Source organism: Delftia acidovorans SPH-1 (genome assembly GCF_000018665.1).
Lineage (GTDB): Bacteria > Pseudomonadota > Gammaproteobacteria > Burkholderiales > Burkholderiaceae_C > Comamonas > Comamonas acidovorans.
This window is the reverse complement of sequence record NC_010002.1, coordinates 2,509,983-2,534,938: the sequence shown is the minus strand read 5'-3', so window position 1 is coordinate 2,534,938 and position 24,956 is coordinate 2,509,983. Positions and strand designations below refer to the sequence as shown.

The 24,956-nt window shown below is 63.5% G+C and carries 23 protein-coding genes and 1 pseudogene; 12 read left to right on the top strand and 12 right to left on the bottom strand.

What is annotated here, in order from left to right; all coding sequences use genetic code 11:
* Window positions 1-30: 30 nt before the first annotated feature.
* The gene (locus DACI_RS11515) at window positions 31-342 is read left to right on the top strand and encodes a helix-turn-helix domain-containing protein (RefSeq protein ID WP_043781242.1); all 312 of its coding nucleotides are present in this window, start codon (window positions 31-33) and stop codon (window positions 340-342) included.
* Window positions 343-755: 413 nt separating this feature from the next.
* Here the strand turns inward: DACI_RS11515 and DACI_RS11510 are convergent, their stop codons facing one another.
* The 4 genes from DACI_RS11510 to DACI_RS11495 form a co-directional block, all read right to left on the bottom strand.
* Entirely contained in the window at window positions 756-1,544 is a 789-nt protein-coding gene (locus DACI_RS11510; RefSeq protein WP_157059644.1) for a hypothetical protein, read from the bottom strand.
* 99 nt (window positions 1,545-1,643) lie between these two features.
* Window positions 1,644-3,329, bottom strand: coding sequence for a serine/threonine protein kinase (locus tag DACI_RS11505; protein ID WP_012204223.1), 1,686 nt, complete (start codon window positions 3,327-3,329; stop codon window positions 1,644-1,646).
* On the bottom strand, window positions 3,310-4,065 hold the full coding sequence (locus tag DACI_RS11500; protein WP_012204222.1) for a hypothetical protein: 756 nt from the start codon (window positions 4,063-4,065) through the stop codon (window positions 3,310-3,312). The genes DACI_RS11505 and DACI_RS11500 overlap by 20 nt, the downstream gene beginning before the upstream one ends.
* A 7-nt stretch (window positions 4,066-4,072) precedes the next feature.
* The gene (locus DACI_RS11495) at window positions 4,073-4,906 is read right to left on the bottom strand and encodes a vWA domain-containing protein (protein ID WP_012204221.1); all 834 of its coding nucleotides are present in this window, start codon (window positions 4,904-4,906) and stop codon (window positions 4,073-4,075) included.
* Window positions 4,907-5,126: 220 nt separating this feature from the next.
* Here DACI_RS11495 and DACI_RS11490 point away from each other — a divergent pair.
* From DACI_RS11490 to DACI_RS11475, 4 genes and pseudogenes are all read left to right on the top strand, one after another.
* A pseudogene (locus DACI_RS11490) lies at window positions 5,127-5,647 on the top strand (transposase); the annotation flags it as partial.
* A 326-nt stretch (window positions 5,648-5,973) separates the two neighbouring features.
* Window positions 5,974-7,086, top strand: coding sequence for an AAA family ATPase (locus tag DACI_RS11485; protein ID WP_043781238.1), 1,113 nt, complete (start codon window positions 5,974-5,976; stop codon window positions 7,084-7,086).
* Window positions 7,079-9,265, top strand: coding sequence for a S8 family peptidase (locus DACI_RS31160; protein ID WP_080518185.1), 2,187 nt, complete (start codon window positions 7,079-7,081; stop codon window positions 9,263-9,265). Before DACI_RS11485 ends, DACI_RS31160 begins: the two co-directional genes overlap by 8 nt.
* 323 nt (window positions 9,266-9,588) lie before the next feature.
* Window positions 9,589-10,713 carry a sterol desaturase family protein gene (locus tag DACI_RS11475; protein WP_012204218.1) on the top strand — a complete coding sequence of 375 codons (1,125 nt, stop codon included), beginning with the start codon at window positions 9,589-9,591 and terminating at the stop codon, window positions 10,711-10,713.
* Here the strand turns inward: DACI_RS11475 and DACI_RS11470 are convergent.
* The 3 genes from DACI_RS11470 to DACI_RS11460 form a co-directional block, all read right to left on the bottom strand.
* On the bottom strand, window positions 10,667-11,599 hold the full coding sequence (locus DACI_RS11470) for a LysR family transcriptional regulator (protein ID WP_043783328.1): 933 nt from the start codon (window positions 11,597-11,599) through the stop codon (window positions 10,667-10,669). The two genes, DACI_RS11475 and DACI_RS11470, sit on opposite strands and share 47 nt — an antisense overlap.
* 57 nt (window positions 11,600-11,656) lie before the next feature.
* A complete protein-coding gene (locus DACI_RS11465; protein WP_012204216.1) occupies window positions 11,657-12,430 on the bottom strand; it encodes an SDR family oxidoreductase in 774 nt (257 codons plus the stop codon).
* A 487-nt stretch (window positions 12,431-12,917) separates the two neighbouring features.
* Entirely contained in the window at window positions 12,918-14,162 is a 1,245-nt protein-coding gene (locus tag DACI_RS11460) for an SAM-dependent methyltransferase (RefSeq protein ID WP_012204215.1), read from the bottom strand.
* A gap of 226 nt (window positions 14,163-14,388) precedes the next feature.
* On the opposite strand from DACI_RS11460, the gene DACI_RS32715 reads away from it, so the two are divergent.
* From DACI_RS32715 to arsH, 7 genes are all read left to right on the top strand, one after another.
* Window positions 14,389-14,517: a hypothetical protein gene (locus DACI_RS32715; RefSeq protein WP_264080305.1), complete on the top strand. Its 129-nt coding sequence runs from the start codon at window positions 14,389-14,391 to the stop codon at window positions 14,515-14,517.
* Between the two features lie 4 nt (window positions 14,518-14,521).
* Window positions 14,522-15,349, top strand: a complete 828-nt coding sequence (locus DACI_RS11455; RefSeq protein ID WP_012204214.1) for a hypothetical protein — start codon at window positions 14,522-14,524, stop codon at window positions 15,347-15,349.
* 58 nt (window positions 15,350-15,407) lie between these two features.
* Window positions 15,408-16,340, top strand: coding sequence for a DUF4349 domain-containing protein (locus tag DACI_RS11450; protein ID WP_012204213.1), 933 nt, complete (start codon window positions 15,408-15,410; stop codon window positions 16,338-16,340).
* A 79-nt stretch (window positions 16,341-16,419) separates the two neighbouring features.
* A complete protein-coding gene (locus tag DACI_RS11445; RefSeq protein ID WP_012204212.1) occupies window positions 16,420-17,517 on the top strand; it encodes a DNA glycosylase AlkZ-like family protein in 1,098 nt (365 codons plus the stop codon).
* An 85-nt stretch (window positions 17,518-17,602) separates the two neighbouring features.
* Window positions 17,603-17,932, top strand: coding sequence for an ArsR/SmtB family transcription factor (locus DACI_RS11440; RefSeq protein ID WP_012204211.1), 330 nt, complete (start codon window positions 17,603-17,605; stop codon window positions 17,930-17,932).
* Window positions 17,933-17,957: 25 nt separating this feature from the next.
* The gene (gene arsC / locus DACI_RS11435) at window positions 17,958-18,389 is read left to right on the top strand and encodes an arsenate reductase (glutaredoxin) (RefSeq protein WP_012204210.1); all 432 of its coding nucleotides are present in this window, start codon (window positions 17,958-17,960) and stop codon (window positions 18,387-18,389) included.
* Window positions 18,376-19,092, top strand: a complete 717-nt coding sequence (gene arsH, locus DACI_RS11430) for an arsenical resistance protein ArsH (protein WP_012204209.1) — start codon at window positions 18,376-18,378, stop codon at window positions 19,090-19,092. The genes arsC and arsH overlap by 14 nt, the downstream gene beginning before the upstream one ends.
* Window positions 19,093-19,223: 131 nt before the next feature.
* On the opposite strand, the gene DACI_RS11425 is transcribed toward arsH, so the two are convergent.
* The 5 genes from DACI_RS11425 to DACI_RS11405 all read right to left on the bottom strand — a co-directional run bounded on the left by DACI_RS11425 (window position 19,224) and on the right by DACI_RS11405 (window position 24,956).
* The gene (locus DACI_RS11425) at window positions 19,224-20,216 is read right to left on the bottom strand and encodes a tripartite tricarboxylate transporter substrate binding protein (RefSeq protein ID WP_012204208.1); all 993 of its coding nucleotides are present in this window, start codon (window positions 20,214-20,216) and stop codon (window positions 19,224-19,226) included.
* 199 nt (window positions 20,217-20,415) lie between these two features.
* Window positions 20,416-21,183 (bottom strand): SDR family oxidoreductase, encoded by a 768-nt coding sequence (locus tag DACI_RS11420; protein WP_012204207.1) that lies wholly within the window; start codon window positions 21,181-21,183, stop codon window positions 20,416-20,418.
* Window positions 21,183-22,910, bottom strand: coding sequence for an acetolactate synthase catalytic subunit (locus DACI_RS11415; protein WP_012204206.1), 1,728 nt, complete (start codon window positions 22,908-22,910; stop codon window positions 21,183-21,185). Before DACI_RS11415 ends, DACI_RS11420 begins: the two co-directional genes overlap by 1 nt.
* Before the next feature lie 90 nt (window positions 22,911-23,000).
* The gene (locus DACI_RS11410) at window positions 23,001-23,954 is read right to left on the bottom strand and encodes an SMP-30/gluconolactonase/LRE family protein (protein ID WP_012204205.1); all 954 of its coding nucleotides are present in this window, start codon (window positions 23,952-23,954) and stop codon (window positions 23,001-23,003) included.
* A gap of 15 nt (window positions 23,955-23,969) precedes the next feature.
* Window positions 23,970-24,956, bottom strand: a complete 987-nt coding sequence (locus DACI_RS11405; protein ID WP_012204204.1) for a Bug family tripartite tricarboxylate transporter substrate binding protein — start codon at window positions 24,954-24,956, stop codon at window positions 23,970-23,972.

The window sequence follows — 24,956 nt, the reverse complement described above, 5'->3', positions numbered from 1 at the left end:
AAATTGCATCAAAAACTGACGCTCTTGCCCATGCAAAAGCGTCCTGTCAAACGCGGCCGTCCAGTCGGCGCCACTTCATTTGATGCAGACATTGCCCGGGCTTTCGGCGCGGCGGTGCGCTCCCTTCGCAACGAGCGCGGCATCTCCCAGGAGTCATTGGCCAACCTCGCCGATATCGAGCGTTCTCACATGGGCAAGGTGGAGCGCGGGGAGCACATGCCCACGCTGGTCATCGTGTTCAAGATTGCGCGGGGGTTGGGGTGTGGTACGGCGGAGGTGATGGGGAGGGCTGACGAGGTGTTGAGTGCAGGTACCACGCAAGCGAAACCAGCAGTTCAGTGATTTGCACTAACCGTCGAAGCGACGGCATTTCATCAATGCAGCAATGATCCCTAAGGTCAGCAAACGACAGTGAATTCAACTGGCCTCCAGCTAACCTTGGCTAGTCGGTTCAGGCTGGTTGCAGTCGCTCAATTTGAACATGTGATGAGACCGCTTCAAGTCGGAATGCTGCCAGTGGACTACGCCGAAGCCGGTTGAGATCAACCTCAGTCTCCATCTGCTCGGTTTGCTCGAACGCCCCCGTCAGAACCTCGCAAGCCGTCTTTGCGGTTCTACAACTCCGAGCCTGACCCATGCTTCTGCCTCGCGAACACCCCCCCCAAAACTAGCATGTGCTCTGAGGGCAGGGTCGATTCATTTATCCGACGCGGGGGCCGTGGTGCTCGCAGAAGTGCATAGAAGTACCGGAATGTCTATTCGCCTGTCGCGCAACTTCTGATCTCAGCATCCGCTTCCCGCCGTAGCCGCTCTTCCTTTTCCTTGCGAGCGAGAAGCTCGTCCGCCTGAGGACGCACCCGCCTCAGCACGTTCAATGTCGATTCGTGCGTTAACCAGCTAGCACCTGCATGACACTCCATCTCAGAGTTTTCCGCACGGAACACGCTGAGCTCTTGCTCATCCCTTGGCTCGCGGTTATGGATATGCAGGAATGCTAATTTCACCAGCTCCTCGAAGCTGCTTGAGCGGCCTCCAAAACTCCAGATGTCGGCTTCTAAAAGTTCGCCCACGTTCAGTACGATTTCTGACTGGTCGTTTTTGTACTTGCCAAGGCCTTCCGAGAAAAAGTTAATCTCGGCCTTGTGTGCCTCTACTGCCTGCTTGAACTCTTCGTCATCAAGCAGCATCTTCAAATTTACAACGACCTGATCGGGCTTTGGGAAGATTGCAAAAATCACCTCCTGATAGCCAGTAGCGACCTGCGGAACACCTCCCAAAAGCGCTTTCGCAAAACCCATGTCTAAAGTCCAAGACGACACCTGCTCGTCCAAAGACTGATGACCGAGTAGCTTCCATACCCCTTTCTTGTCCAAAGACATCTGGCGGTAGCAGGTGAGGCTTGTTTGGCGGTACTCGTTGGGGAGCTTGAAGCAATGCTCCTGAAGAGCAAGGGCACGCTTGTGCCGTTGCATTCGGTCCCTCGGTTTTCGTTGCCAGTCGCTGACTGCTTGGATCAACTCAGGGGTAAAGAGATTGTTCGTCATATGGATTGGAAAGGACACGCCGGCGTTCAACTGGGGTCAGTTGCGTATTGATCGGCCCGTCTTTCATTGGTGCGGGAGCGCACGTTAGCCAAAAACGGCCTACTTGAAGAGGAACTTGAACAGCTTGGACAGAAAGCCCTCTGGCTGCTGGTGGCTGCTGGGTCTCGACGGCATTGGCAGCCTTTGCGTATATCGAGGCTGGCCGGTTGGAGGAGTTGACGGTGCTCTGCGCGCAGTAGGCTGCGGTGTGGTCGGCGCGGGCGGCGCAGTTGCCCGAATCTTCGCGAGGATCGCCTCGTTCGGTGACAGCGGCGGCGCTGCAGGCCGGGGAGTCGGCGTCGAAGGCCTCGGTGATGGCGCGATCCTAGTCTGTGTTGCCTGTTGCTTGATACGCGCGAGGGCGTCTTGGTTGGATGCGATGGGTGCGCGCGAGCGGACGCCTGGTCCTGCTAAACGACGCTGAGCTTCGGCCTCGGAGATCAACGTCATCTGGCCGTTGGCGCTGATGCTGATCGAGAGGTGCTTGTAGCCAAACTTGGCGTTGGTATACGGCGGCTCCATCAGGCCCGTGATGGTGAGCCACTTGCCTTCCCACGACTTGTCAGGGTGGTTCTTCAAAATAGCCATGGCCTGTGGCCAGATGGCCACCTTGAAGATTTGGCCTCGCCAGTTTCCGAAGTTGACGAAGATGTAGGGCTTGTCGGACCGCCGGGTCTTGGCGAGATTGACCTCGATGATTTTGCCGATGACTTCGACCTTGTCGCCGACATGCCTCAAGCACAGGGAGAAATCGGCAGCCGACAGCACGTCATACGCGCCGACGTATCCGAGCGTCGGAGCGTTGGTGGCTGCCGCTTCATTGAACGCAATCGCCGAGAGGGTCTGGGGGATGCTGCGGCCGGCGATGAAATCGGCCAAGCTCGGCGCCTGGGAGATGGAGGCCATGCAAACTGCGGCGAAGTTCTTGGCATCTACGGCCAGCTCGCTGTTGGCCGCCAGCAGCGAGAAGACGGGCGATGAGCTCGGCGCTGCGAAGTCGTTGGCCCGAAACAGGATGGCATCGACTTCGGAGTTGGTCTTGCGCCAAAGGGACGGGTCGACACGCAGAGCCTTGAGTGCGAGGTACAGGCTTACTAGAGAGAAGCGGTCAAGCGTCGGCCCAAAGGGATTGGCCGACTTGCGCTGCGAGTGTTGGAAGTTGAGGTGTCCAGCCTCGGCGCTGCCCAAGTCCTTGATTTCATCAACATACATGCCGTCGTAGTCGATGAGTTGGACCGACGAGCCTCCGCAAGAAACCATCAGGTTGCCGGTCTGCAGGTCGCCGTGAGCGATGCGCTCTTTTTCCAGCATGGCCGCCATGGCCACAAGCGCATCGGAAAGCTTGCCCAGGGCCGTAGCGTTGGAGCAGTTGTCTTCAAGGAACTCGCCGAGGGTCTCGCCCTTGGCCCAGGCCATCTTGACGATAGGGTAAATGCCCCCGTCGACGCGAATGCCCTGCGGTTGGAACTGGAAGTCCAGGAAGTAGGGCGACCTCAGCGCAGCCAAGCGCTTGGAGATGGACTGATACCGGCGTTCGAGCTCGTTGGACTTGCGGTGGAAGCAGCGGACTGCGTATTTCCTCTGCCCGGCCGTGATGGTGTAAGTCAGCGCGAAGCCGCCGCTGATCACTAGCGGCAGGCCAAAGCTCGTGGTCGAGAGCGTACCGCCCTTGAGCTCGGCGTCCACTAGCAGCGTCGCATGGCGCTGGAAGGCATTGTTATATTGCTCAAGCGACGGGTAGGACATCGGTGTTGCTTGGTGTAGAGAAGGAAACGATGACCAGGGTCGAGTCGTCGACGCGCATACGCTTGGCCGCGCGCGCTTCCAGCACGAGCTCGACGAGCTCGGCCTCAGTCGTAAGGCTCAGTAGCCTGCCCAACGTGGACTCACCGTCCCTGACGCCACGTAAAGTCCACTCGGCCAGAGCATCGGTCATGCACACCAGGCGCGGGGCCGCCAGCGCGCCGAGGTGAAACGTCTTGAAGCTTTGCGTCCAAAAACCCAGTTCCGACACGAAGGCGTTGTGCTCAGACTTGGTCGCCAGCAAAGTAGGGGGGTCCTTGAACCGCTCGGCATCGGAGAAGGGCCAAGCCTCGACAAAGCGCTCACCATCGACCAAGACGGCCACGCAGTCGCCGATAGCCAACACGTCTACAGTTCGGCGCTCAGAGTCGAACTCGACGCCCAGCAGCGTCGAGAAGCTACCGCGGTCAAAGCCCGCGTGCTGCGACCAAGTCATCGCCTCGAAGTCGTGTCCCGCGATGTAGTCCCGCAGTGCCTCAGCGAGCCACTTCGGGCCAAACGCCGGGTTGGCCGCGAACTTCTCTGCGAGCATCTTGGCCCATAGGCGCGAGTTGTAAGACTCGCTGGCGCCATCGCATAGAGCGAAGCGCGAGCAGTCCTCGGCGAAAGCGCTCTGGTCCTCGTTCGATTCGGGCTCCTGCGACTCCTTTGGGCAGGTGCCCGCAAACTCTCGCTTCATCGGGGGCTCAGCGCAATTGCGACGCGCGGGTGCCGATGTCGAAGAAATCGACGATTTCAGCCGCCTCGGCGTTAAACATAAAGCCGCGCGACTCCGAGGTAACTGCGTGGCCCTTGTCCTTGGCGAAATCAACCAGATGTTTGGGCAGCAGGCTGGACATACGGAAGAGCATCCTCGCGTAGCTGTCGGGGAGCCCGGACTCAGAGGTCGGGAAGCGTATGGGCTCGGCGCCGAGCGCACTGACGTGGATATTGAGCACAACGACTTCGCCGTCGTTAGTTCGGATTTGGCCCAGGTGAGAGGCAATAGCCTCGGGATCACCGTCGCTGGACTCACCGTCGGTGACGTGCAGCACAGTCGGTGGATAGCTCTCCGGGTGGGCGTCGCACCAGGCGACAAGTTCTTCGGCAGCCTTGGTCAAGGCCGCGTGCATAGGAGTACCGCCATTGGCGCTGGGCTCGAACCACACGGGGAACTTGATGCTCGTTTCGATGATGCCGCCGGCTCCGTCATCCATCTTTCGCTTGCGGTCTTCCACGCGCAGCGGACTGCGCTCGATCTCGGAAATGGCGTTGAGAATCTTGCCGCTCAGCGGGCCGGTGAAGCCATTGCCGACGGTCGTGCCGCTATAGCCGATCACGCCGACATCAAAGTAGTCGCGTACACCCTCGGATTTCGAGCAGCGGGTGACCAAATTCACCAACGTGCGATTAAGAGCGTCGGCCACAAACTCGGCCTTTGAGCGGCCAGATGACATTTTGTCGGCCATGGAGCCGGATTGATCGACCACGAAAAGAAATGCGGTCGGGCTGGTCCGACTGATTTGTGCTTGGTATGACATTGAATCCTCCTGCTTTTTGATACGTTTATGCACGATTGACACAATTCTAAGCGGCCCGGCACTGCGCTCTACTTCATGGCCTTAGTGGAGACCGATTTGTGCCAGTGTGTTGCACCCTGAGGGTCTTTCGATGCCAAGCGACGGCTCAAGGAGACAGGACCCCTCGTGGGCCTGTCAGGATTTTTGCGTTCGAGGCATAACATGAAGAGCAGGAGCATGTATGCCAAGCAAATTGAAGAAGACGGGCAATCCCTTGCCGGCATTGCCAACAATCCCTAAAGAATTGATCGAGCAGTTTGTCCGGGGGCCCATGACCGCTGATGCGGTCAATGCCGCCTCGATGGCCTTCAGAAGGCCTTGATCGAACGCGCTCTCGCAGCCGAGATGGGTCAGCACCTGGGCTATCAGAGCCGCGATGCCAAGTCCCAGCAGACCAGCAATCAGCGCAATGGCAGGAGCGGCAAGACCGTCCTGACCGAGGATGGACCGCTGCGCATCGACGTGCCACGCGACCGCGATGCCAGCTTCGAGCCTTTGCTGATCCCCAAGCACGAACGCCGCTTCACCGGCCTAGACGACAAGATCGTCGCGATGTATGCCCGGGGCATGACCGTGCGCGAGATCCAGGGCTTCCTCGCCGAGCAATATGGCACCGAGGTCTCACCCGAGTTCATCAGCTCGGTCACCGAGGACGTCATGGCCGAGGTCACCGCTTGGCGGGGCCGGCCTCTGGAGCCCATGTAGACAGATTCTCCACCCGCTCCACGCCACGGCGGAGCACAGTTGCCCGCGCCAGTAGAGGCTTTGTGTATGGCGTCTTTCGACGGCTCCCACCGACAACGAGCAAAGATGGCGCTTGTGCTGCAAGACCCCTTGCCCGCCCACCGCCAAGAACCTCTTCAACCACGCAAATGTTCCAAAAATAACAAGGAGACAGAAAAAATTAAACTTATAAATCAACAACTTACAAAATAAAATCATCAAAAAACCTCGACTTGGAACATTTTTCTCAAACCATCCTATAGAATGCGTTCCAGAACCCGGCATACATTGCCACGAGGTAGACCGTGAACCCTAAAGCCCAAGAAGAACTACTCAAACTGCTGCAAGACGCCATCAAGGTCGGCGGTGCCGCTCTTGAAATGCGCACCCGCCGCTTCGCCAGCTTGGTACGTCCTTCTGATGAGTCCCTGGCCAGCGCTATTGCTCCTCTGGTTGCAGGCAATGCTCAGCACGCTTTGCGCCGTGCTCAGCCTCAACTAGCAGCCCCTGTCGACGCTGACTCTAAGCTCCCCCTTGTCCGCACAGACCCAGCGGACATGCTGCGCACAGAGCCCATGCTGACTGCAAAGCTCAAAGAGCAAGTAGATCAATTGCTTCGTGAACATCAATCTGCCGACCGTTTGATGGCTGCGGGCTTCACGCCAGTGAGATCCGTGTTACTAAGCGGCCCACCTGGTGTTGGAAAAACAATGACTGCAGGCTGGTTGGCATACAAGTTGGGCTTGCCACTGCTGACGCTGGACCTGGCTAGCGTGATGAGTAGCTATCTTGGTAAAACAGGCGCCAATGTGCGCGCTGTGCTGTCGCATGCGCAAGAGCAGCCATGTGTATTGCTTCTTGATGAGTTCGACGCGATCGCCAAGCGCCGCGATGATGACAGCGACGTGGGCGAACTCAAGCGCTTGGTAACGGTGATCTTGCAAACGATTGATGATTGGCAGCCCACATCCTTGCTGGTTGCCGCAACCAACCATAGCGATTTACTTGATCCTGCAGTTTGGCGCCGATTTGATGTGACTTTACAGTTTGATCTACCGAACCATAAACAGCGCACAGCGCTACTGGTTGCTGGGGGTGTTGATCCTGAGTTAGCCCAAGTTATTGCCCAACAGGGCGAAGGCAGAACTCTCGCAACTCTCAACCGAACGATTAATTCTGCGCACAAAAGTGCTCTACTTAATAACACTGAGTTTCATTACGAACTGTGCAATATGTTGTTACGTCACTTGGAAAGCCAAGAGCCTTCGACTAAGCAGCTGCGCGATCAGAGAGATTTAGAGAGATTTATCAAACACAAACAAGGCTTTACCTTACGAGAGATCGCAGATGAGCTGGATGTTTCTCATACCACGGTTAGGCGTTCGATCGAAAAGATCAAGGAGGGTTTGAATGGCTAAGACGAATCTGCTCATTGGCAATGGCACGGTGCTTACAGGATTACTTCCCAGGCCAGACATGGTGGTCGTAGATAAAACTGTGCTGCCTTACACCTTGGACGAAGCACGCAGCCATCTGTCGCCCGCCTTGCGTGACATTGCTGAGCAGATTGACAAGCTCCCTACAACCGCGAAACCCGCAGGTAAAGCGACCGCTGTTTTCACCATTCATCCTGCTTTTCTTTCTAAATGGAAGATGCCACACAAAGCATTTGAGAAGGCAGGCCTACGAGTGCTAGGTAGCAAATCCGCATGGGTAAAACCCAAAAAGGATGCTCGCAAGAAACCACCAGATGGAGATCAATTCACCGCCGACCTTTACGTATGTGGAGACCGTCGAGCCTTTGATAACTTGTTGGGACTGCTTTGGGCGGCAAAGATCACCAAAGAGCAAGACAAGGATCTGCGAAAGATTGAGGGCATTCGCTTTCTCTCCCCGCAGGAGCGCCTACTAAAAATGGACGGGCAGGAGGAGTTAGTCCCCATTGAAATTTTGGTCCACGCCGAAGAAACTGCCGACGAAGCTCTACTTGATGCTTTGGAAAAACATGCTAGTGCTTGCGGAACGAAACTGGCTCGAGACAAATTGTTAGCAGCACCTGGACTGATCTTTATGCCTGGCATAGCACAACGCAGCAAACTAGAGGAATTTGCTGCATTTACTGCCTTGCGGGCAATACGCCGACTACCAGCTCTGCGAATGCACCGCCCACCCCTCAAACAACACTTGACAACAGAGCAACCTACACTGCCAACAGAAGGAGCCCAGAATCCTGACTTGAAGGTGGCTGTATTCGATGGTGGCTTGGGAGTCTCGGATTTTTCCAAGTGGACCAATGAGGTTATCCCTGAAGCACTGCACGAAACAGATGCAGGATTTTTGGCGCATGGCACAACAGTGACCTCTGCATTGCTATTTGGTGCACTAAATCATGAAACAACCCAACTGCCTCGCCCCTTTTTCAATGTGACGCATTACCGCGTTCTCGGGAGCGCTGATAATGGAGACTTTGACCTCTATGACTGCATGCGTCGCATTGACGACGCCTTGGCTAGTAACGATATTGACTGCGCCAACCTGTCATTAGGCCCTGATTTTCCTATGGATGATGATCATCCGCATGCCTGGACCGTGATGTTGGACAAGCACTTAGCTTCTGGAAAAACATTGATGGCGGTGGCAACAGGAAATAATGGTCACCAAAAAGGTGAGATGGGCCGCTTGCAGCCGCCAGGTGATGCAGTAAACGCTCTGACAGTAGGTGCAGCCAATTCACAGGACTTTTTTATCGCCCGTGCCCCGTTTAGTGGATACGGACCAGGTCGTTCTCCTGGTGTTGTCAAACCTGATGGATTGGCATTCGGCGGAACAGTAGGCACACCATTGGTTCTTTTCAGCCCTATGGCCGGTGGACTGACTAGCTTGTATGGCACCAGCTATGCATCACCTCTCGCGCTCCGCACCGCAGCAGCGGCAATGGCCTTGAGCAAGACTCCACTATCTGCAACTGCAATGCGCGCACTGATGGTGCACAACGCAGACCACGCCCAGAAGGATTTGCGATCAGAGGTTGGATGGGGGCAGTTCCCAGAAAATCACGAAAATCTTCTAACCTATGGCGATAACCAGGTCAGCGTGCTTTATCAAGGATTTATTCCTGCTGGCGAAACGATGCGCATGCAACTGCCAATTCCGCCTGTTGCTATGGGCACCAAGATCACAATCACCGCAACCTTTTGCTTCGCATGCCCTGTGGAAGCGGCCAATCCTGTCAATTACACACAGCATGGACTCAGTGTAACCTTCAAGCCAAAGAGCGAAGGAGCATCAATGCAATTTTTTGGCAAATCATCGGACTACGAGCAGAACCTACGCAAGCATGGCAGCAAGTGGGAAACGATGATGCATGCAACTGAAACAGTAGATGCATCCTTGCTGCTAGATAGTTGCTTTGACGTGAAGCATGGTGCGCGCGAGGATGGACTGCCGGTGAAGAATGATGAAGCTCCATCACTGCCCTATGTACTAATCGTCACGGTCGCCAGCGAAATGGGTCAACCAATTTATCAGTCCATCATGAATAAGTACAAGATGCTGATCCCCATTGAACTACGCGGTCAGGTGCGCATCAGGAGCTGACTCACGGCAGATCTTCCTCAATGCGGGGAACATCTCGAATGCCGAGGCCATAGATGTGGGGCAACTCTCGGATATTTGAATTGATCAGATTTTCCTAGACGGTTTCAGACCTCGGACAATTACTTCATCATTTCACGAAATGGCTGCTCCTAGGCATCGAGCAGTCATTCATCTTGGGAGCCTGATTGGCCGCAACTGCGTGTGAATTCAACCGGTCGATTGCAGGCCCCTCTGTCTCCCCCACACACTCCCTCCACATCCCCACCCCATAATCCCGCCCGCAACCCCCAGCCCTCCCCCGGCCCTTCTTGCAGGCACAAGACATGACTTCACTGACCGAGCTGTGGCAGGCAGCCATCACCTGGCTCGCCACCCACGCCGTAACCCCCACCGTTCACTGGCTGGACATCGCCCAGGCGGCCGGCGATCCGCGTGAGATTGCCGAGGCGGTGCTGATTGCCGGGCTGCAGTTGTTCCTGATCGCAGGCGTGATGCGGCCGCTGGAGAGCCTGTTTCCGGCCGAGCGCTGGAGCGACCGGCGGCTGACCACGGTGGACCGCAACTACACGCTGCTGATGCTGCTGGGGCTGTTTCCGCTGTTCAGTTTTCTGGTGCTGATGCCGTTTGCCAGCATGCTGGGCGGCGGGCCTGCGGCCGAGGAGGCCACGGGGCTCAAGCACTGGGTGCCGTGGTTTGCGGACCATCCGGTGGCGCTGTTCCTGGTGTACTACGTGGTCTACGACCTGGTGTATTACTGGATGCACCGCGCCCAGCATGTGATTCCCTGGTGGTGGGCCATGCACAGCATGCACCACAGCCAGCGGCAGATGAGCTGCTGGAGCAATGACCGCAGCCACTACCTGGACGGCATGCTGCAGTCCTTCATCCTGGCCACGGTGGGGCTGGCGATGGGGGTGGAGCCTTCGGAGTTTGCGCTGCTGGGACTGCTGAGCGAGCTGGTGCAGAACTTCTCGCATGCCAATGTGCGGCTGCGCCTGGGCTGGCTGGGCCGCGTGGGTGAGCGCGTGCTGGTGGGCCCGCTGTTCCACCGCCACCACCACATGCTGCGCGACCCTGAACGGCCCACGCGCCACAACTGCAATTTTGGGCAGGTGCTGCCCTGGTGGGACATGCTGTTTGGCACCGCGCTGTACACCGACGAGCCCGTGCGTCCCACGGGCGTGAGCGACCCCGAGGTGGATGCCGACAACGAGCGCGGGCTGGTGGCCATGCAGTGGCATACGCTCAAGCGGTTCTGGGGGGCGTTTCGCCGGCGCGAGGGCTGGCGGCTGGGCGACGTGTCCTTCGGGCCCGGCTACCGGCCCATTCATGACGACGACGGGGCCCAGCCCCACCCTGCGGCCGGGGCGGCTGGAGCGACTGGGACGACCGAGGTTGCGTCTACGGCTCCAGGTTCGGCCGCATCAGCGCCTCGAACCAGTCGATGAAAACCGCCAGCCGGCGCGAGCGCTGGCGGCGGTGCGGGTACAGCAGCGCCACGGGCATGGGCGCTGCGCGGTGGGCAGGCAGCACTTCCACCAGCTCCCCCGTGTCCAGCAGGTGCTGCACGTCATAGCGCGGGATCTGGATCAGCCCCAGGCCGGCGCGGCAGCAGGCGATGTAGCTTTCTGCGTTGTTGGTGACCACGCGGCTGGGCACCGCCAGGGTCTGCGGCCCATCTACCCCATTCACCCCATCCACATCGCTCGCCCCACTCCATTCCCAGGGCAGTTCCCGCCCCGTGCGCGGCGAGGCATAGCCCACGCTCCAGTGGCCGTGCAGCAGGTCCCGCGGCTGCTCGGGCAGGCCGTGCTCGCGCAGGTAGGCGGGGCTGGCGCAGTTGATGAGGGCAATGCAGCCCAGCGGGCGCACGACCAGGCTGCTGTCATGCAAGGTGCCCACGCGCACGGCGCAGTCCACGCCTTCCTGCACCAGGTCGATGGCGCGGTCTGACGAACCCAGCACCAGTTGCAGCCCCGGGTGGCGGCGCATGAGCCCCGGCAGCGCAGGCGCCAGCAGGCGGCGCGCGATGCGGCTGGGCACGTCCACATGCAGCCGGCCCGTGGCCTGGCGCGTGCGGGCCTGGAACATCTGCTCCACGTCCTCGGCCTCTGACAGCAGCGGGCGCACACGCTCCAGTAACTGGGCACCATCGGCCGTCAGGCTGACCTGGCGCGTGGTGCGGTGCAGGAGCCTTGCGCCCACCTGCTCCTCCAGCTGCTGCACGGCGGCGGACACCGTGGCGCGTGGCAGGTCCAGCGCATGGGCGGCCTTGATGAAGCTGCCCATCTCGGCCACCTGCATGAAGATCCGGTATCGGTCGAGTCGGTCCATGGCGTGCAGCATAGTCCCGGCCGGGACCGGCCTACTGGGTGCTCCTACCTGGTGCTCCTACTTGGTGGTGTAGCCGCCGTTGATCAGGATGGTCTGCCCGGTGATCCACCAGCCGTCGCTGACCAGGTGGCGGATGAAGGGCACCACGTCTTCGATATGCGTCAGCCCCGAAGGCGAGAACGGCGACAGCGCCGCCGCGCTCTTGTGATAGGCCACGGCGTCCGCGCCTTCCTGGCCGTAGAAGAACGGCGTGTCCATGGGCCCCGGCCCCACGGCCGTGACCGAAATGCCCCGCGCCCCGAACTCCTTGGCCGCCGCCCGCGTGAAATGCTCCACCGGCGCCTTGGTGCCCGCGTAGGAGGAATAGAACGGCGTGAACGCGCCCAGCAGCGAGGTCACCAGGGTCACGATCTTGCCGTGGTCGTTGACATGGCGCCCCGCCTCCTTGAGGAAGAAAAACGCCGACTTGCCGTTGACGGCGGCCATCTCGTCGTACTCCGCCTCACTGATCTCCATCAGCGGCTTCTTGAGCACCTTGCCCACCGTGTTGATGGCAATGTCCGGCCGGCCCACGGCGTCCACAGCCTCTGCAAAAAGCCGCTCCACAGCGCCAGCGCGCGTCAGGTCACCCTGCAGCGCCACGGCCTCGGCCCCCAGCGCACGCACTGCGGCCACCGTGGTCTCCGCCTCGGCCCGTGAAGACTCGCTGTTGTAGTGCACCACCACGGCCCGCGCGCCGTGCCCCGCCAGATCACGGGCAATCAGCCCGCCCAGATTCTTGGCGCCGCCTGCAATCAGCGCCACCTTGCCGCGAATGGAATGGTCTGCCATGGAAACGCTCCTTGTGCTTGGATGAAGCACCCAGCTTAGGCAGCCAGCCCCCCGCGATAAACCCGCGCAGCCGGGATGGATCATCCAGAAAACCAGAACAATCAGCCGCGCCCAGCGGTTCCTGCCCCGGGGCAGTCCGCTCCGCTCCCCCCTCCCGTATGCCCGCGCCTGCGTCGGGCCGCCTGCGGGGTTGCAGTCCTGCCGCAGGACAGGACTGCTTCGTCATCTGACTCGCCGTGATTGTCTGAACGGAGCGCGCAGCGCGAAGTGAGTTTCACGGCGAACCCCGCAGGCGGCCCGACGCAGGTTGCCCCGCAGCGCAGCGAAGGGGTCGCGGGCATTCGGGTCGCCTTTGCTTTGCCTACTTTCCTTTGGCGAAACAAAGGAAAGTAGGTCGGCCGCCGGGCCGAGACCCGGCCTCGAAAAAACACCACCCGGCAGGGTAAAAAAGCCAAACCCGCGTCACGCCAGACGAACAAGACAAGCCTCACGACAAGGTCCGCTCGTACATATACCGCCTAGACCAAGGCAACGAAGCAGCCCCCTGCCCCGCCCTCCGACAAACAACCTGAAAAATAGACACATCGTCATGCTCAAACGCATAAGCACACCCCGCCAGATACACCCTCCAAATCCGAAACCTCTCCTCCTCCACCAACGCCCGAATCTCCGGCACACAAGCCTCAAACCGCTCCAGCCACAACTGCAACGTGCGCACGTAATGACGCCGCAACCCCTCCACATCCAGCACCTCCAGCCCCCCACGCTGCATGGCCTCCAGCGCCAGGCTCAGGTGCGGCAGCTCGCCATCAGGAAACACATAGCGGTCGATGAACGCGCCACCGCCCAGGGCCGTGGCGCCCACGTCGGCATCGGTGGAGGTGATGCCGTGGTTCAGCGCCAGGCCGTCATCGACCAGCAGCTCGCGCATGTGCGCAAAGTACATGGGCAGGTTGCGGCGGCCCACATGCTCGAACATGCCGACGCTGGTGATGCGGTCAAAGCGCCCCTGCACGTCGCGGTAGTCCTGAAGGCGGATCTCGATGCGGTCGGCCAGGCCTGCGGCGCGCACGCGCTCGGTGGCCGCTTCGAACTGGTTGCGCGACAGCGTCACGCCCACGCAGTGCGCGCCAAAGTGCTGGGCCGCGCGCAGCACCAGGGCGCCCCAGCCGCAGCCTATGTCCAGCAGGCGCTGGCCGGGCTGCAGGCGGATCTTGGTGAGGATGTGGTCCAGCTTCTTGCGCTGGGCGGTGGCCAGGTCCTCGTCGCCGTTCTCGAAGTAGGCGCAGGAATAGACCATGCCCTCGTCCAGCCAGAGGCGGTAGAAGTCATCGGACACGTCGTAGTGGTACTGGATGGATTCGCGGTCCGTGCTGCGGCTGTGCCGAAAGCGCCTGGCCGCGCGCGCCGCAAGCGCCAGCCGCCCCGGACCCTTGCCCGCGCCCTGGGTCTTGGACATGCGGCGCGCCAGCGCATAGCCGAAGTCGATGATGTCGGGCAAGCGGCCGTCGATATCGATCTGGCCCTTCACATAGGCCTGGCCCAGGTGGTCCAGGCTGGGGTCCAGCAGCAGCGGCAGGGCCGAGGCGCTGCGCACGGTGAGCGTGACGCGCGGCTGCTCGAAGCGGCCGAAGTCGAACTGCTCGCCATTCCACAGCACCAGCCGCGCCGGCAGATCGGCCCGCGCGCGCACAGCCTCGGCCCAGCGCCTGAGCTTCTTGTCCCAGAACATCTTGCATCTCCCCGGGGCTGGCGGCGCCCCCTTTTGACATGAACCGCATGAAAAAGAAATGACGAGTCTTGCCGGTTCATGTGACGGCAAGACGTCAGGGCGGCAGCCCGCGCCAGTAGCGGATCGATACAGACCCGATGGCGCCCACGCCCCGCCTGCGGCCCGGCTTGGGGCACACTGGCCGGCGTTCCAACGGCCCCGGCGCGACGGCGCCTGCGACAGACCCATGCAAGCCCATGACCTGAGCATCGAACACTGCATCGAACACTGCATCGAGCACCGCAACGAACAACGCAGCACCGGCGGCCACCGCCGGCCGGATTTCAGGAACCTGCCATCGAACTGGAGCCAGTGACGCCATGGCCATGACCCATACCCAGGCGCTGTCCAAGCTGGCCGCCGACACTCTTGTGCAGACCCTGGAGGAAGACGTGGCGCGCGTGATGGCACGCACGTTTGCGCTGGGCCGGCACGATGCCGCTATTGCGGCCAACTACGGCGGCCATGCGCTGCCGCCCCTGCTGCGGCGCTGGAGCTGCGTGCTGCAGGCCGGTGACGCCAAGGCAACGGCGCTGTACCGGCACAAGACGGCGCTGGCCCTGGCGATCGTGCTGCACAGGAACGGCCTGGCCGACGCGGGCCTGAACGCGGCTGCGCGCACGGCCATCGATGTGCTCAATGCCGAGGTGGCGCTCAGCGATGATTTCTTTCGCAAGTCGGCGCAGATTCGCCAGGACTTCCTGGACACGCCGCCCGCGCCGCCCAAACGCTCGCCGGGCCTGCCCGACAGCCTGACCTTCTACCGCGCGGCCGACGTGGTGGCCATGGAGCTGGACGGGCGCTTCCACGCCCTGTACGTGCACGGCTGCGCCCGGACCAACCAGAGCCCCATCGTCGAGTTCTACGACGCGGTGTTCGACCACGTGCCGCAGATGGCGGAGCTGGCCGACGTGCGCGCCCGGGGCCGGCGCTACAACGATGGCGTGGGACGGGTGGCGCGGTTTTCCATATCGGGCCTGAAGTTCCTGCCCGACCCGGCCGGCCAGTTCACCCTGGTCAAGGCCTGCGTGGAGACGCCGCCGGACCCCGGCCATCTGCAAAAGGGCGACTGGCTCTACACCGTGTCCGACATCTTCGAGCTGCAGTCCGAGGTGGACTCCATGTTCGGCCCCGGCGGCAAGCCCTGAGCCTTGAGCTTTGAGTCCTGACAGCGGCCTGTTCTTGCCTGTTTTCAAGAGGAAATTCATGACGCATCCCCGGCCTTCCACTCTGCCCTCCCGCATGGCCTTGCCGGCCGTGCTGGCACTGGCTGCCACGCTGGCCCTTGCGGGCTGCAACCAGCGGCATGACACGGCAGCCCTGGAATCTGCGCCCGCCCCCGCGCCCATGGCGGGCGGCGCCGGCATGAAGCAAGGCCGTGCCGCCACCGTGCAGGCCGAGGATGCGGCAGCAGCCGCACCAGAGACATCGGCGCAGGACGAGATGGCCCAGCGCTTCCTGGCCGTGCGCCAGGAGCTGAACGTGGAAGTGCCGCAGGCGCAGCTGGCCGATGCCTGGGGCCAGGTGCGCGACCTGTGTGCCACGCTGCGCTGCGAGCTGCTGTCGGCATCCCTTCTGCGCGAGACGCCCCAGCAGCCCGGCAACGCCATGCTGGAGATGCGCGTGGCGCCGGCCGATGTGCAGCGGCTGCTGGGCACGCTGGCCGGCGTGGCCACCATCGTGTCGCAGAACACCATCAGCGAGGACAAGACGGCCGAGGTGATCGACGTGGAGGCGCGCATCAGGAACCGCACCGAGTTCCGCGACAGCCTGCGCCTGATGCTGCGCGACACCACGACCAAGCGCACCATGTCCGACCTGCTGGAGATACAGCGCACGCTGTCGGACACGCAGGCCGAGCTGGACGCCATGACCGCCCAGCGCAAGGTGCTGGAGCAGCAGACCAGCAAGCAGCACATACAGATCCAGTTCACGCCCACCCGCGCCCTGGTGCAGGGCGGCACCAGCTACAGCCCCATAGGCCGCGCGCTGCGCGATGCCGGCCATGTGCTGGGCGAGAGCATGGCAGCCCTGATCACCTTCGTGGCGGCCGTGCTGCCCTGGCTGGTGCTGGTGCTGCTGCCGCTGGGCTGGGTGCTGCGCGCGCTGTGGCGGCGCAGGCGCGCCAGGAAGGCCTGAGCGGCACGGCAGGATCAGGAAGTACGGCGGGGCACGGAGACCGGCCCGCCCGGCGGCCCTGCCGTGCTCCAATCAAGCCATGCCCACCGAACCGAGCCTTGACGACCTGCGCCGCCATGCCGTGGCGCGTACCCTGTTCACGCCGACCACCCTGCCTGCGGCCATACAGCGCCTGGGTTTTGTGCAGGCAGACCCGATCCGCGCGCCGGCCCGGGCGCAGGACCTGACGCTGCGCCACCGCGTCAAGGACTACCGCGCCGGCGACCTGGAACGCCGCTACGCGCGCCTGCCGATCGACGAGGACTGCCTGGTCAACTACGGCTTTCTGCCCAGTGAGCACCTGGCGCTGATGCACCCGCGCCAGGCCCGCAAGGCCTGGGATGCCGAGACGCAGCGCAAGGCCGCCGAGGTGCTGGCGTTTGTGCGCGAGCGCGGCGCCGCGCATCCGCGCGAGGTGGAGCAGCATTTCTCGCACGGAAGCGTGAAGAACTACTGGGGCGGCTCGGGCAGCGCCAGCACGCAGTTGCTCGACGGCATGCACTACCGCGGCCTGCTGCGCGTCAAGCGCCGCGACAGCGGCACGCGCGTCTACGAGGCCATCGCCCACCCGCCGGCCGACGACAGCCCCGCCGCCAGCGCCCGGCGCGCCGCCGCGCTGATCGACCTGGTGGTGCGCAAGTACGCACCGCTGCCGGCCCCCAGCCTGACCTACCTGGTGCGCCTGCTGGGCTACGGCGCCCCCCATCTGGCGCAACAGACCCAGGCAGCGCTGCAGCTGGCGCGCGAGCAGCTGGCCAGTTGCCGCATAGACGGAACCACCTGGTACTGGCCCGCCGACGAGAACCCACGCTCGCGCCGCCATGCCTTCGACGAGCGGCTGCGCCTGCTCGCGCCCTTCGATCCCGTGGTCTGGGACCGGCGCCGCTTCACGCTGCTCTGGGGCTGGACCTACAAGTTCGAGGCCTATACGCCACCGGCCCGGCGCCAGCTCGGCTACTACGCCCTGCCCATGCTCTGGCAGGGCCATGTAATCGGCTGGGCCAACCTGCAGGCGCGCGACGGCCGGCTGGAGCCGTCATTCGGCTATGTGGCCGGCGCGGCGCCCGGCGATGCCACCTTTCGCAGTGCGCTGGATGAGGAGCTGCAGCGCATGGAGCTGTTCCTGGCGCCGCGCTGAGATGCCCTGCGCGCCCTTCGGCGCAGGGCCGGCGGGAATGCGCTCAATCAATTCAATATTTCAACATTTCTTGTATCATTGACATATGCAGGAAACCCAAGCCATCCGCTCCCTTTCCGCCCTCGCGCATGAAGCGCGGCTGCGCGTGTTCCGCGCACTGGTCGTTGCCGGCCCCGAGGGCCTGACGCCCAGCGCGCTGGCCGAGCAGCTGTGCATCGCGCCCAATGCGCTGTCGTTTCATCTGAAGGAGCTGTCCCATGCGCAACTGGTGAGCCAGGAGCGCCAGGGCCGCAATGTGCTGTACCGGGCGGCCTTTGCCGCCATGAACGACCTGCTCGCCTATCTCACCGAAAACTGCTGCCAGGGCGCCCCCTGCGCTGTGGCCGATGCGCCCGCCTGCGGCGCCGCCGCCTGACACCCACACGGTTACGGAGACCGCCATGAGCACCATCACCATCTATCACAACCCGGCCTGCGGCACGTCCCGCAACGTGCTGGCCCTGATCCGCAACAGCGGCGAAGAGCCCACCGTCATCGAGTACCTGAAGACACCGCCCGACCGCGCCACGCTGCAGCAGTTGCTTGTAGCCCTGGCCCTGCCCGTGCGCGATGTCCTGCGGCAAAAGGGCACGCCCTTCGACGAACTGGGCCTGGGCGAGCCGTCATGGACCGATGCCCAGCTGATCGACTTCATGCTCCAGCACCCCATCCTCATCAACCGCCCCATCGTGGTGACGCCGCTGGGCACGCGCCTGTGCCGTCCGTCCGAGACCGTGCTGGACATCCTGCCTGGCGCACAGCAAGGGGCTTTCTCCAAGGAAGACGGCCAGGCCGTCATCGACGCGAAAGGACAACGTGTTGCCAATCACTGAGCTGCCGAACCTGGACCCGCAATCGTTTGACGCCCCCAGCCTGCAGCGGCTGCTGCCGCAGGCACGGGCCACGCACGCGCCCCGCATCCTGCTGCTGTATGGCTCGGTGCGCGAGCGCTCCTACAGCCGCCTGCTCACCGAAGAAGCTGCCCGGCTGCTGCGCCACATGGGCGCCGAACCCCGCATCTTCGATCCGCACGGCCTGCCCCTTCCCGATGCGGCGCCCGACAGCGACCCCAAGGTCCGCGAACTGCACGGGCTGGCCCGCTGGGCCGAAGGCATGGTGTGGACCTCGCCTGAACGCCACGGCGCCATGACCAGCATCCTCAAGGCCCAGATCGACTGGATTCCCCTGTCCTTCGGCGCCGTGCGTCCCACCCAGGGCAAGACCCTGGCCGTGATGCAGGTCTCGGGCGGCTCGCAATCCTTCAACGCCGTCAACCAGATGCGCGTGCTGGGCCGCTGGATGCGCATGCTCACCATCCCCAACCAGTCGTCGGTGGCCAAGGCCTACCAGGAGTTCGACGACGCAGGCCGCATGAAGCCCTCGCCCTACTACGAGCGCGTGGTGGACGTGATGGAGGAACTGGTCAAGTTCACCCTGCTGACGCGCGACTGCACCGGCTACCTGGTAGACCGGTACAGCGAACGCAGGGAGAGCGCCGAGGCGCTGTCGCGGCGGGTCGACCAGGGCAGCATCTAGCAAAGCGCACGCGGGCGCGGGCACTGGCACGGGCACGGGTCCTCCCCAGCCGACGAGCGGCCCTTCATGATCTTTCGGCACATGCTGCAGCAGTACCCGTGCATCAAGGCTGGCAGGCAGCCGGACCGCCCTCAGTTCATGCGCGGCAGATTCGCCGCCTTGATGGCCGCGCCCATGGACTCATGGCCCTGGACCAGCTTTCTGCGGTATTCGGCGCCAGTGAGCGGCGCCGGGTCCACGCCGGCTGACTCGAAGATGCGCGCCACCTGGGGGCCCTCGGCAGCTGCCATGGCGACGCGCTCCAGCCTGTCGCGCAGGGCCGGGGGTACGCCCTTGGGGTAGGCCAGGCCGATCCAGGAGTCGATCTCCACGTCGTAGCCCTGCTCCCTGAGCGTGGGCACCTCGGGCAACTCCTTCCAGCGCATGGGGCTGGCGCTGGCCAGCAGGCGCATTTTTCCGGCCTTGACGTGCTGGACGATGTCCGAAGGGTTCTGCACGATGACGTCCACCTGACCGCCGATCAGGCCGGCCACGGTCTCGGCGCCGGACTTGTAGTTGATCTCCTCGAACCTGCCGCCCGTCTTGCGCCCCAGCTCGTACATGGCCAGGTTGTTGGGCGCGGACGGCGCGCCGAAGAAGATGCCCTTGCCCTGGCGGGACGCGGCCACCAGGTCGGCCATGGTCTTGTAGGGCGAGTCTGCGCGCACGGCCACGCCATAGCGGTAGCGGGCCACGCCTGCGATGAAGTCGAAGTCATCGACCTTGTAGTCCACCTTCATGAGGTGGGGCGTGATGGCGATGGTCGAAAACGTCACCACGCCCAGCGTATAGCCGTCGGGCTTTTGCCGGGCCAGCGACGAGACGCCCAGCGTGCCCTGCGCCCCCGCGCGGTTGTTGGGCACCACGGGCTTCTTGAGCAGGCCCTCCATGGCATTGCCGATGGCGCGCGAGGCCACGTCGGTATTGCCGCCTGCGCCGTAGTTGATGATCAGGGTCAGTTCCCGCTCGGGAAACGCGTCCGTGCCCTGGGCCAGCGCCGGGGCGCCGGCTGCGGCCGCCAGCGCTGCCGCGCAGAAGGCCGAAAGCAGGCATCTGCGAGATGCGGGTGATGGATATGCATGCATGGTTGTCTCTCGTTGCGATCTTGGGTTCTGTCGTCTTTGGAAGTCGTGCTTTCACGGTGCTGCGCACTACCCACTGACCGGGAAACAGGCACGCCCTGGAAGTGGGGGCACCGAGGAAGGGCCGCCCCGTACCGAGGGTGCCGCCCCTGCGAAGCAAGAGGGGGAAGCGGCGCAGCCGCTCAGGGGGTGCCGTCCATCTTCAATTCATGAAGAAGCCGCCGTTGACGTCGATCACGGCGCCATTGGTGAAGCCTGCGGACTCGCTGCACAGGTAGCGGATGGCGGCACCGACCTCGGCCGCCTCGCCCAGGCGCCGCACGGGGATCTGCTCGGCATAGCGGCGGTTGACCTCGTCGCCGGCCTGCTGCGCCATCGGCGTCAGGATGCGGCCCGGCGCCACGCAGTTGGTGGTGATGCCGTACTGGCCCATCTCCGAGGCGATGGAGCGGCTCAGGCCCAGCACGGCGGACTTGCTCAGCATGTAGGCGGGGCCGGCCACGATGGACTTGCCGCGCCCGGCCAGCGAGGACACGTTGACGATGCGCCCCCAGCCCCGCTGCTTCATGCCCGGCAGCGCCAGCTGGCACAGGCGCAGCATGGACAGCAGGTTGACGTCCAGGATCTGCTGCACCTCGCCCAGCCCCACTTCGAGGATGCCGTTGGACTGGCCGCTGGCGTTCTTGAGGCTGATGCCGGCGTTGTTGACCAGGATGTCCACGCCGCCGTGGCGCTGCACCATGTCCGCGACCACGCGCTGGCGGGCTGCCTCGTCGCAGACATCGAGCACCACGGCGCTGGCCCGGGCACGCAGTTCCTGCGGAACCAGATCCAGGTCGGGCGCGGCCAGGTCAGCCAGCACCACGCGGCGGCCGTCGCGCAGCAGTTCGATGGCGGTGGCCAGGCCAATGCCGCGTGCGGCGCCGGTCACCAGGGCCGTGCGGATGGGGAAGTTCTCAGGCGCGCTCATCAGTGGCTCTCCGGCGTGTAGAAGGTGATGGGGGGAAAGGCGTCTTCGGTGCACATGACCTCGATCAGCGTGGCCTCTTCGGCGGCCATGGCGGCGCGCAGCGCGGGGGCGATGGCATCGGCCGATTCCACGCGCACGCCGTGGATGCCGCAGGCCCGTGCGATGGCCGCGTGGTCCACGCCGCTGAAGTTCACGGCCGAGGTGTGCTCGCCGAACTTCACGTGCTCGGCATGCTTCTGGTAGCCCAGGATGCCGTTGTTGATGAGGACGGTGATGACCTTGATGCCCATGCGCCTGCAGGTCTCCATCTCCGACCACACATGGCCGAAGCCGCCGTCGCCCACCAGGCAGAACACCTGGCCGCCGTCCTGCGCCAGGCGCGCGCCCATGGCCATGGGCATGCCCCAGCCCAGGCCCGCCAGGCCGCGCGGCGTGAGGAAGCGCTGGCCGGCCCGGCGCGCGGTCAGGTAGTTGGTGACCCACAGCGTGGAGTAGCTGGCATCGGCCACCACGGTGTCCTCGGCGGTCAGCAGGGCGTCGAGCTCATGCATGATGCGTTCGGGCCGGATGGGTGCGGCGTTGGACAGGCGCACTTCGGCTGATTCCTGCCGGTGCCTTTCCCTGCCCTCGGCAATGCATGCGGCCAAGGCAGCGCGCTGGCCGGTACGGGCCGACAGATCCAGCGGCCCGGCGATGTCCAGCATGGCCTGCAGCGCCAGCCGTGCATCGCCCACCAGGCGCATGGCGTCGTAGTTGCGCCCTATCTCCTGGCCGTCGATATCGAGGTGGATGAATTGCGCATCGCGCGGGTACAGCGTCCAGCTGTCCGTGCCGTTCTGGTTGGTGCGGTTGCCGATCAGGAACACCACGTCGGCCCCGGCCACGAAATCCTTCAGGTAGCGGCCCGAGCCGTTGGGGCCCAGGCAGTTGGCGACCACGCCCAGCGACAGCTCATGCGTCTCGGCCACGGCACCCTTGCCCATGTTGGTGGTGGCCACGGGCAGGCTCAGCGCATCGGCAAAGGCGCTCAGTGCCTCGCTGGCACCCGAGATGTGCACGCCGCCACCGGCAACGATGACCGGCGCACGGGCCTGGAGCAGCGCGCCTACTGCCTGTTCCAGCAATTGCCGTTCGGGCACGGCGCGGTCCAGCGGAAAGCGGGCCAGTGCAGCGGGCCGGGGCACGCCGGACGGCTGGGCAGGCTCGGTGAGCAGGTCGGCCGGCAGCATCAGCGCCACGGGGCCAGGCCGGCCGCTGCAGGCGGCGATGATGGCCTGCTCCACATAGTCCTCCACGCGCGATGCCTGGTCCACGCGCCGCACCCACTTGGTCACGGGCTTGAACAGGCCCATGTGGTCCAGATCCTGGAAGGCGTTCCTGTCGGTCTGGTCGCGCGCCACGTCCTGCACGAGCGCGATGATGGGGATGGAGACCTTCAGCGCCTCGGCCAGCGGCGCCACCAGCAACGCTGCGGCCGGCCCGTTCTGCGCGGTGATCACGGCCGGCCTGCCGCTCATGCGGGCATGGGCATCGGCCATGTAGCCGCCCGCGTTCTCGGTGCGGTAGGCGATCTGGCGCAGGCCCAATTCCTCGGCGGCCAGCACGAACATGCTGGGCAGGCTCTGCCCGAAGAACTGCGTGATGCCGTGCCGCTTCAGGACCCGGGCCACCAGGTGGCCTACGGTGTCCTGCTTGTTCAATCCAGGGTTGCTCAGGGGTTTCGACATGGGTTGCGGTTTCCGTTCAACAAAAAAAGGCGTAGCGGCTCCCTCGCCATGACAATCGCCAGCGATACGGAAAGGGAAGCCAGGGGGAACTTATCTATTCAGGAAATTCAAAGGCAATCCAGGACACGGCCAGTCCAGCGCCACCAGCCGCCCCGTGGAAGACAGGGTGACAAAAGCCGTCTTCAGGTCCTTGCCACCAAAGCAGATGTTGGTGGTCATGGGGTCGGGCAACTCGACCCGGTGCAGCACCTGCCCGGCTGGCGAGACCACGGTGATGCCGCCCTCGCCCAGCGTGGCAAGGCAGATGTTCCCTTCGGCATCCACGGCCAGGGAGTCGATGTTCTGCATGCCCGGCAGGCGGCAGACCAGCCGTCCGCCATTGGGCGAATCGGGCCAGGGCCGGGCCAGGATGTGCCCGAGCTCGCCGATGTCGAAGGCCCACAGCCGCCCCGTGAAGGTCTCCGCCACATAGAGCGTCTTCTCATCGGGAGAAAGACCGATTCCGTTGGGCGACCACAGCGGGAAGACGGCCTCGCGGATGGCGCTGCCATCGGCCAGCGCGTAGCAGACGCCGCCCCGGTCCACCTCGCGCGGGCGCACCTTGCCGTGGTCGGTGAACCAGAACCCGCCATGCCGGTCGAAGACCAGGTCGTTGGGCCCCTTCAATGGTCCGCTGCCGCTTTGCGTGTACAGGCATTCGACCTGGCCCGAGGCGAGGTCCACGGCCTCTATGCGCCCGCCTGAATAGTCGTTGGCCTGGCCTATGGGCCGCAGTCCATGCTCCGCACTGCGGTGCCACTGGAAGCCACCGTTGTTGCAGATGAACAGCTTGCCGCCGGGGCCTATGGCGGCACCGTTCGGGCCTGCGCCCAGGTGGACGAGCTGCCGCCTTGTGCCATCGGCCGTCACCCGGGTCAGCCAGCCATTGGCGATCTCCACCAGCACGACCGATCCATCGGGCAGGGCCACCGGGCCTTCGGGAAACTCCAGGCCGTCGGCCAGTGCCCGGAGCGAGGGTTCTGTTTTTTGCAGCGTGTATGTCATGTGCGCCTCACTCCATCAATCGATGCTCAGGTTCAGGCGCCTGATCACGGCACCGTATTTCTCGGAGTCGTCCCTGACCATGGCCTGCAATTGCTGCGGGGTGGACGGCGAAACCTCCAGCGCCATTTCCGAGAAATTCTTCTGCAACCGGGGATCAGCCAGGGCCTTGTGCAGCACGGCGTTGAGCTGCTCCACCACAGCGGGCGGCGTGCCGCCAGCGACGAAGGCGCTGAAATGGTTGGCGATCTCCACGCCGCGCGCGCCCGCCTCCGCAAAGGTCGGCACATCGGGCAGATGCGGCGAGCGCCGGTCTCCCGTGACGGCGATGACCCGGACCTTGCCCGACCGGGCATAGGGCACGACGGTGGGCAGGTCGGACATGAAGACCGGCACCTGCCCCGCCAACAGGGCCTGCATGGCCGGGGCACTGCCCTTGTAGGGCACGTGCACCATCTGGATGGCGCTGCCGGCCAGGAACATCTCCATGGCGAGGTTGGTGCCGTTGCCATTGCCGGTGGAGGCATAGCTCAGGTCGCCATGCGACCTGGCATGGGCCACCAGCTCCCGGACACTGCCTGCGGGAAACGAAGGCAAGGCCACCAACGCGATCGGATTGCGCGCCAGCACCGATACCGGCGCCAGCGCACGCTCCGGGTCATAGGCCAGCTTCTTGAAGAGGAACGGGTTCATCGACGCCACCGAGGGATCGAAGACCGCAAAGGTATGGCCGTCGGCGGGTGCGGCCTGCAGGGCCTGCACGGCGATCACGCCCGAGCCGCCAGGGCGGTTGTCCACCACCACGGCCTGTCCGGTCTGCCCCGTGATGGCCGCCGCAATCTGGCGCGCGATGTTGTCCGAGGCCCCGCCTGCGGCATAGGGCACCAGAATTCGCAGCGGCTTGGATGGATAGGTGGTGGATGCAGCGGACGCCGCGCAAGAAAGGCTGATAAGGGCCGTGCCCATGGCAAGCCATTGGCGGCGGTTCGATGGTGATACGGGCAT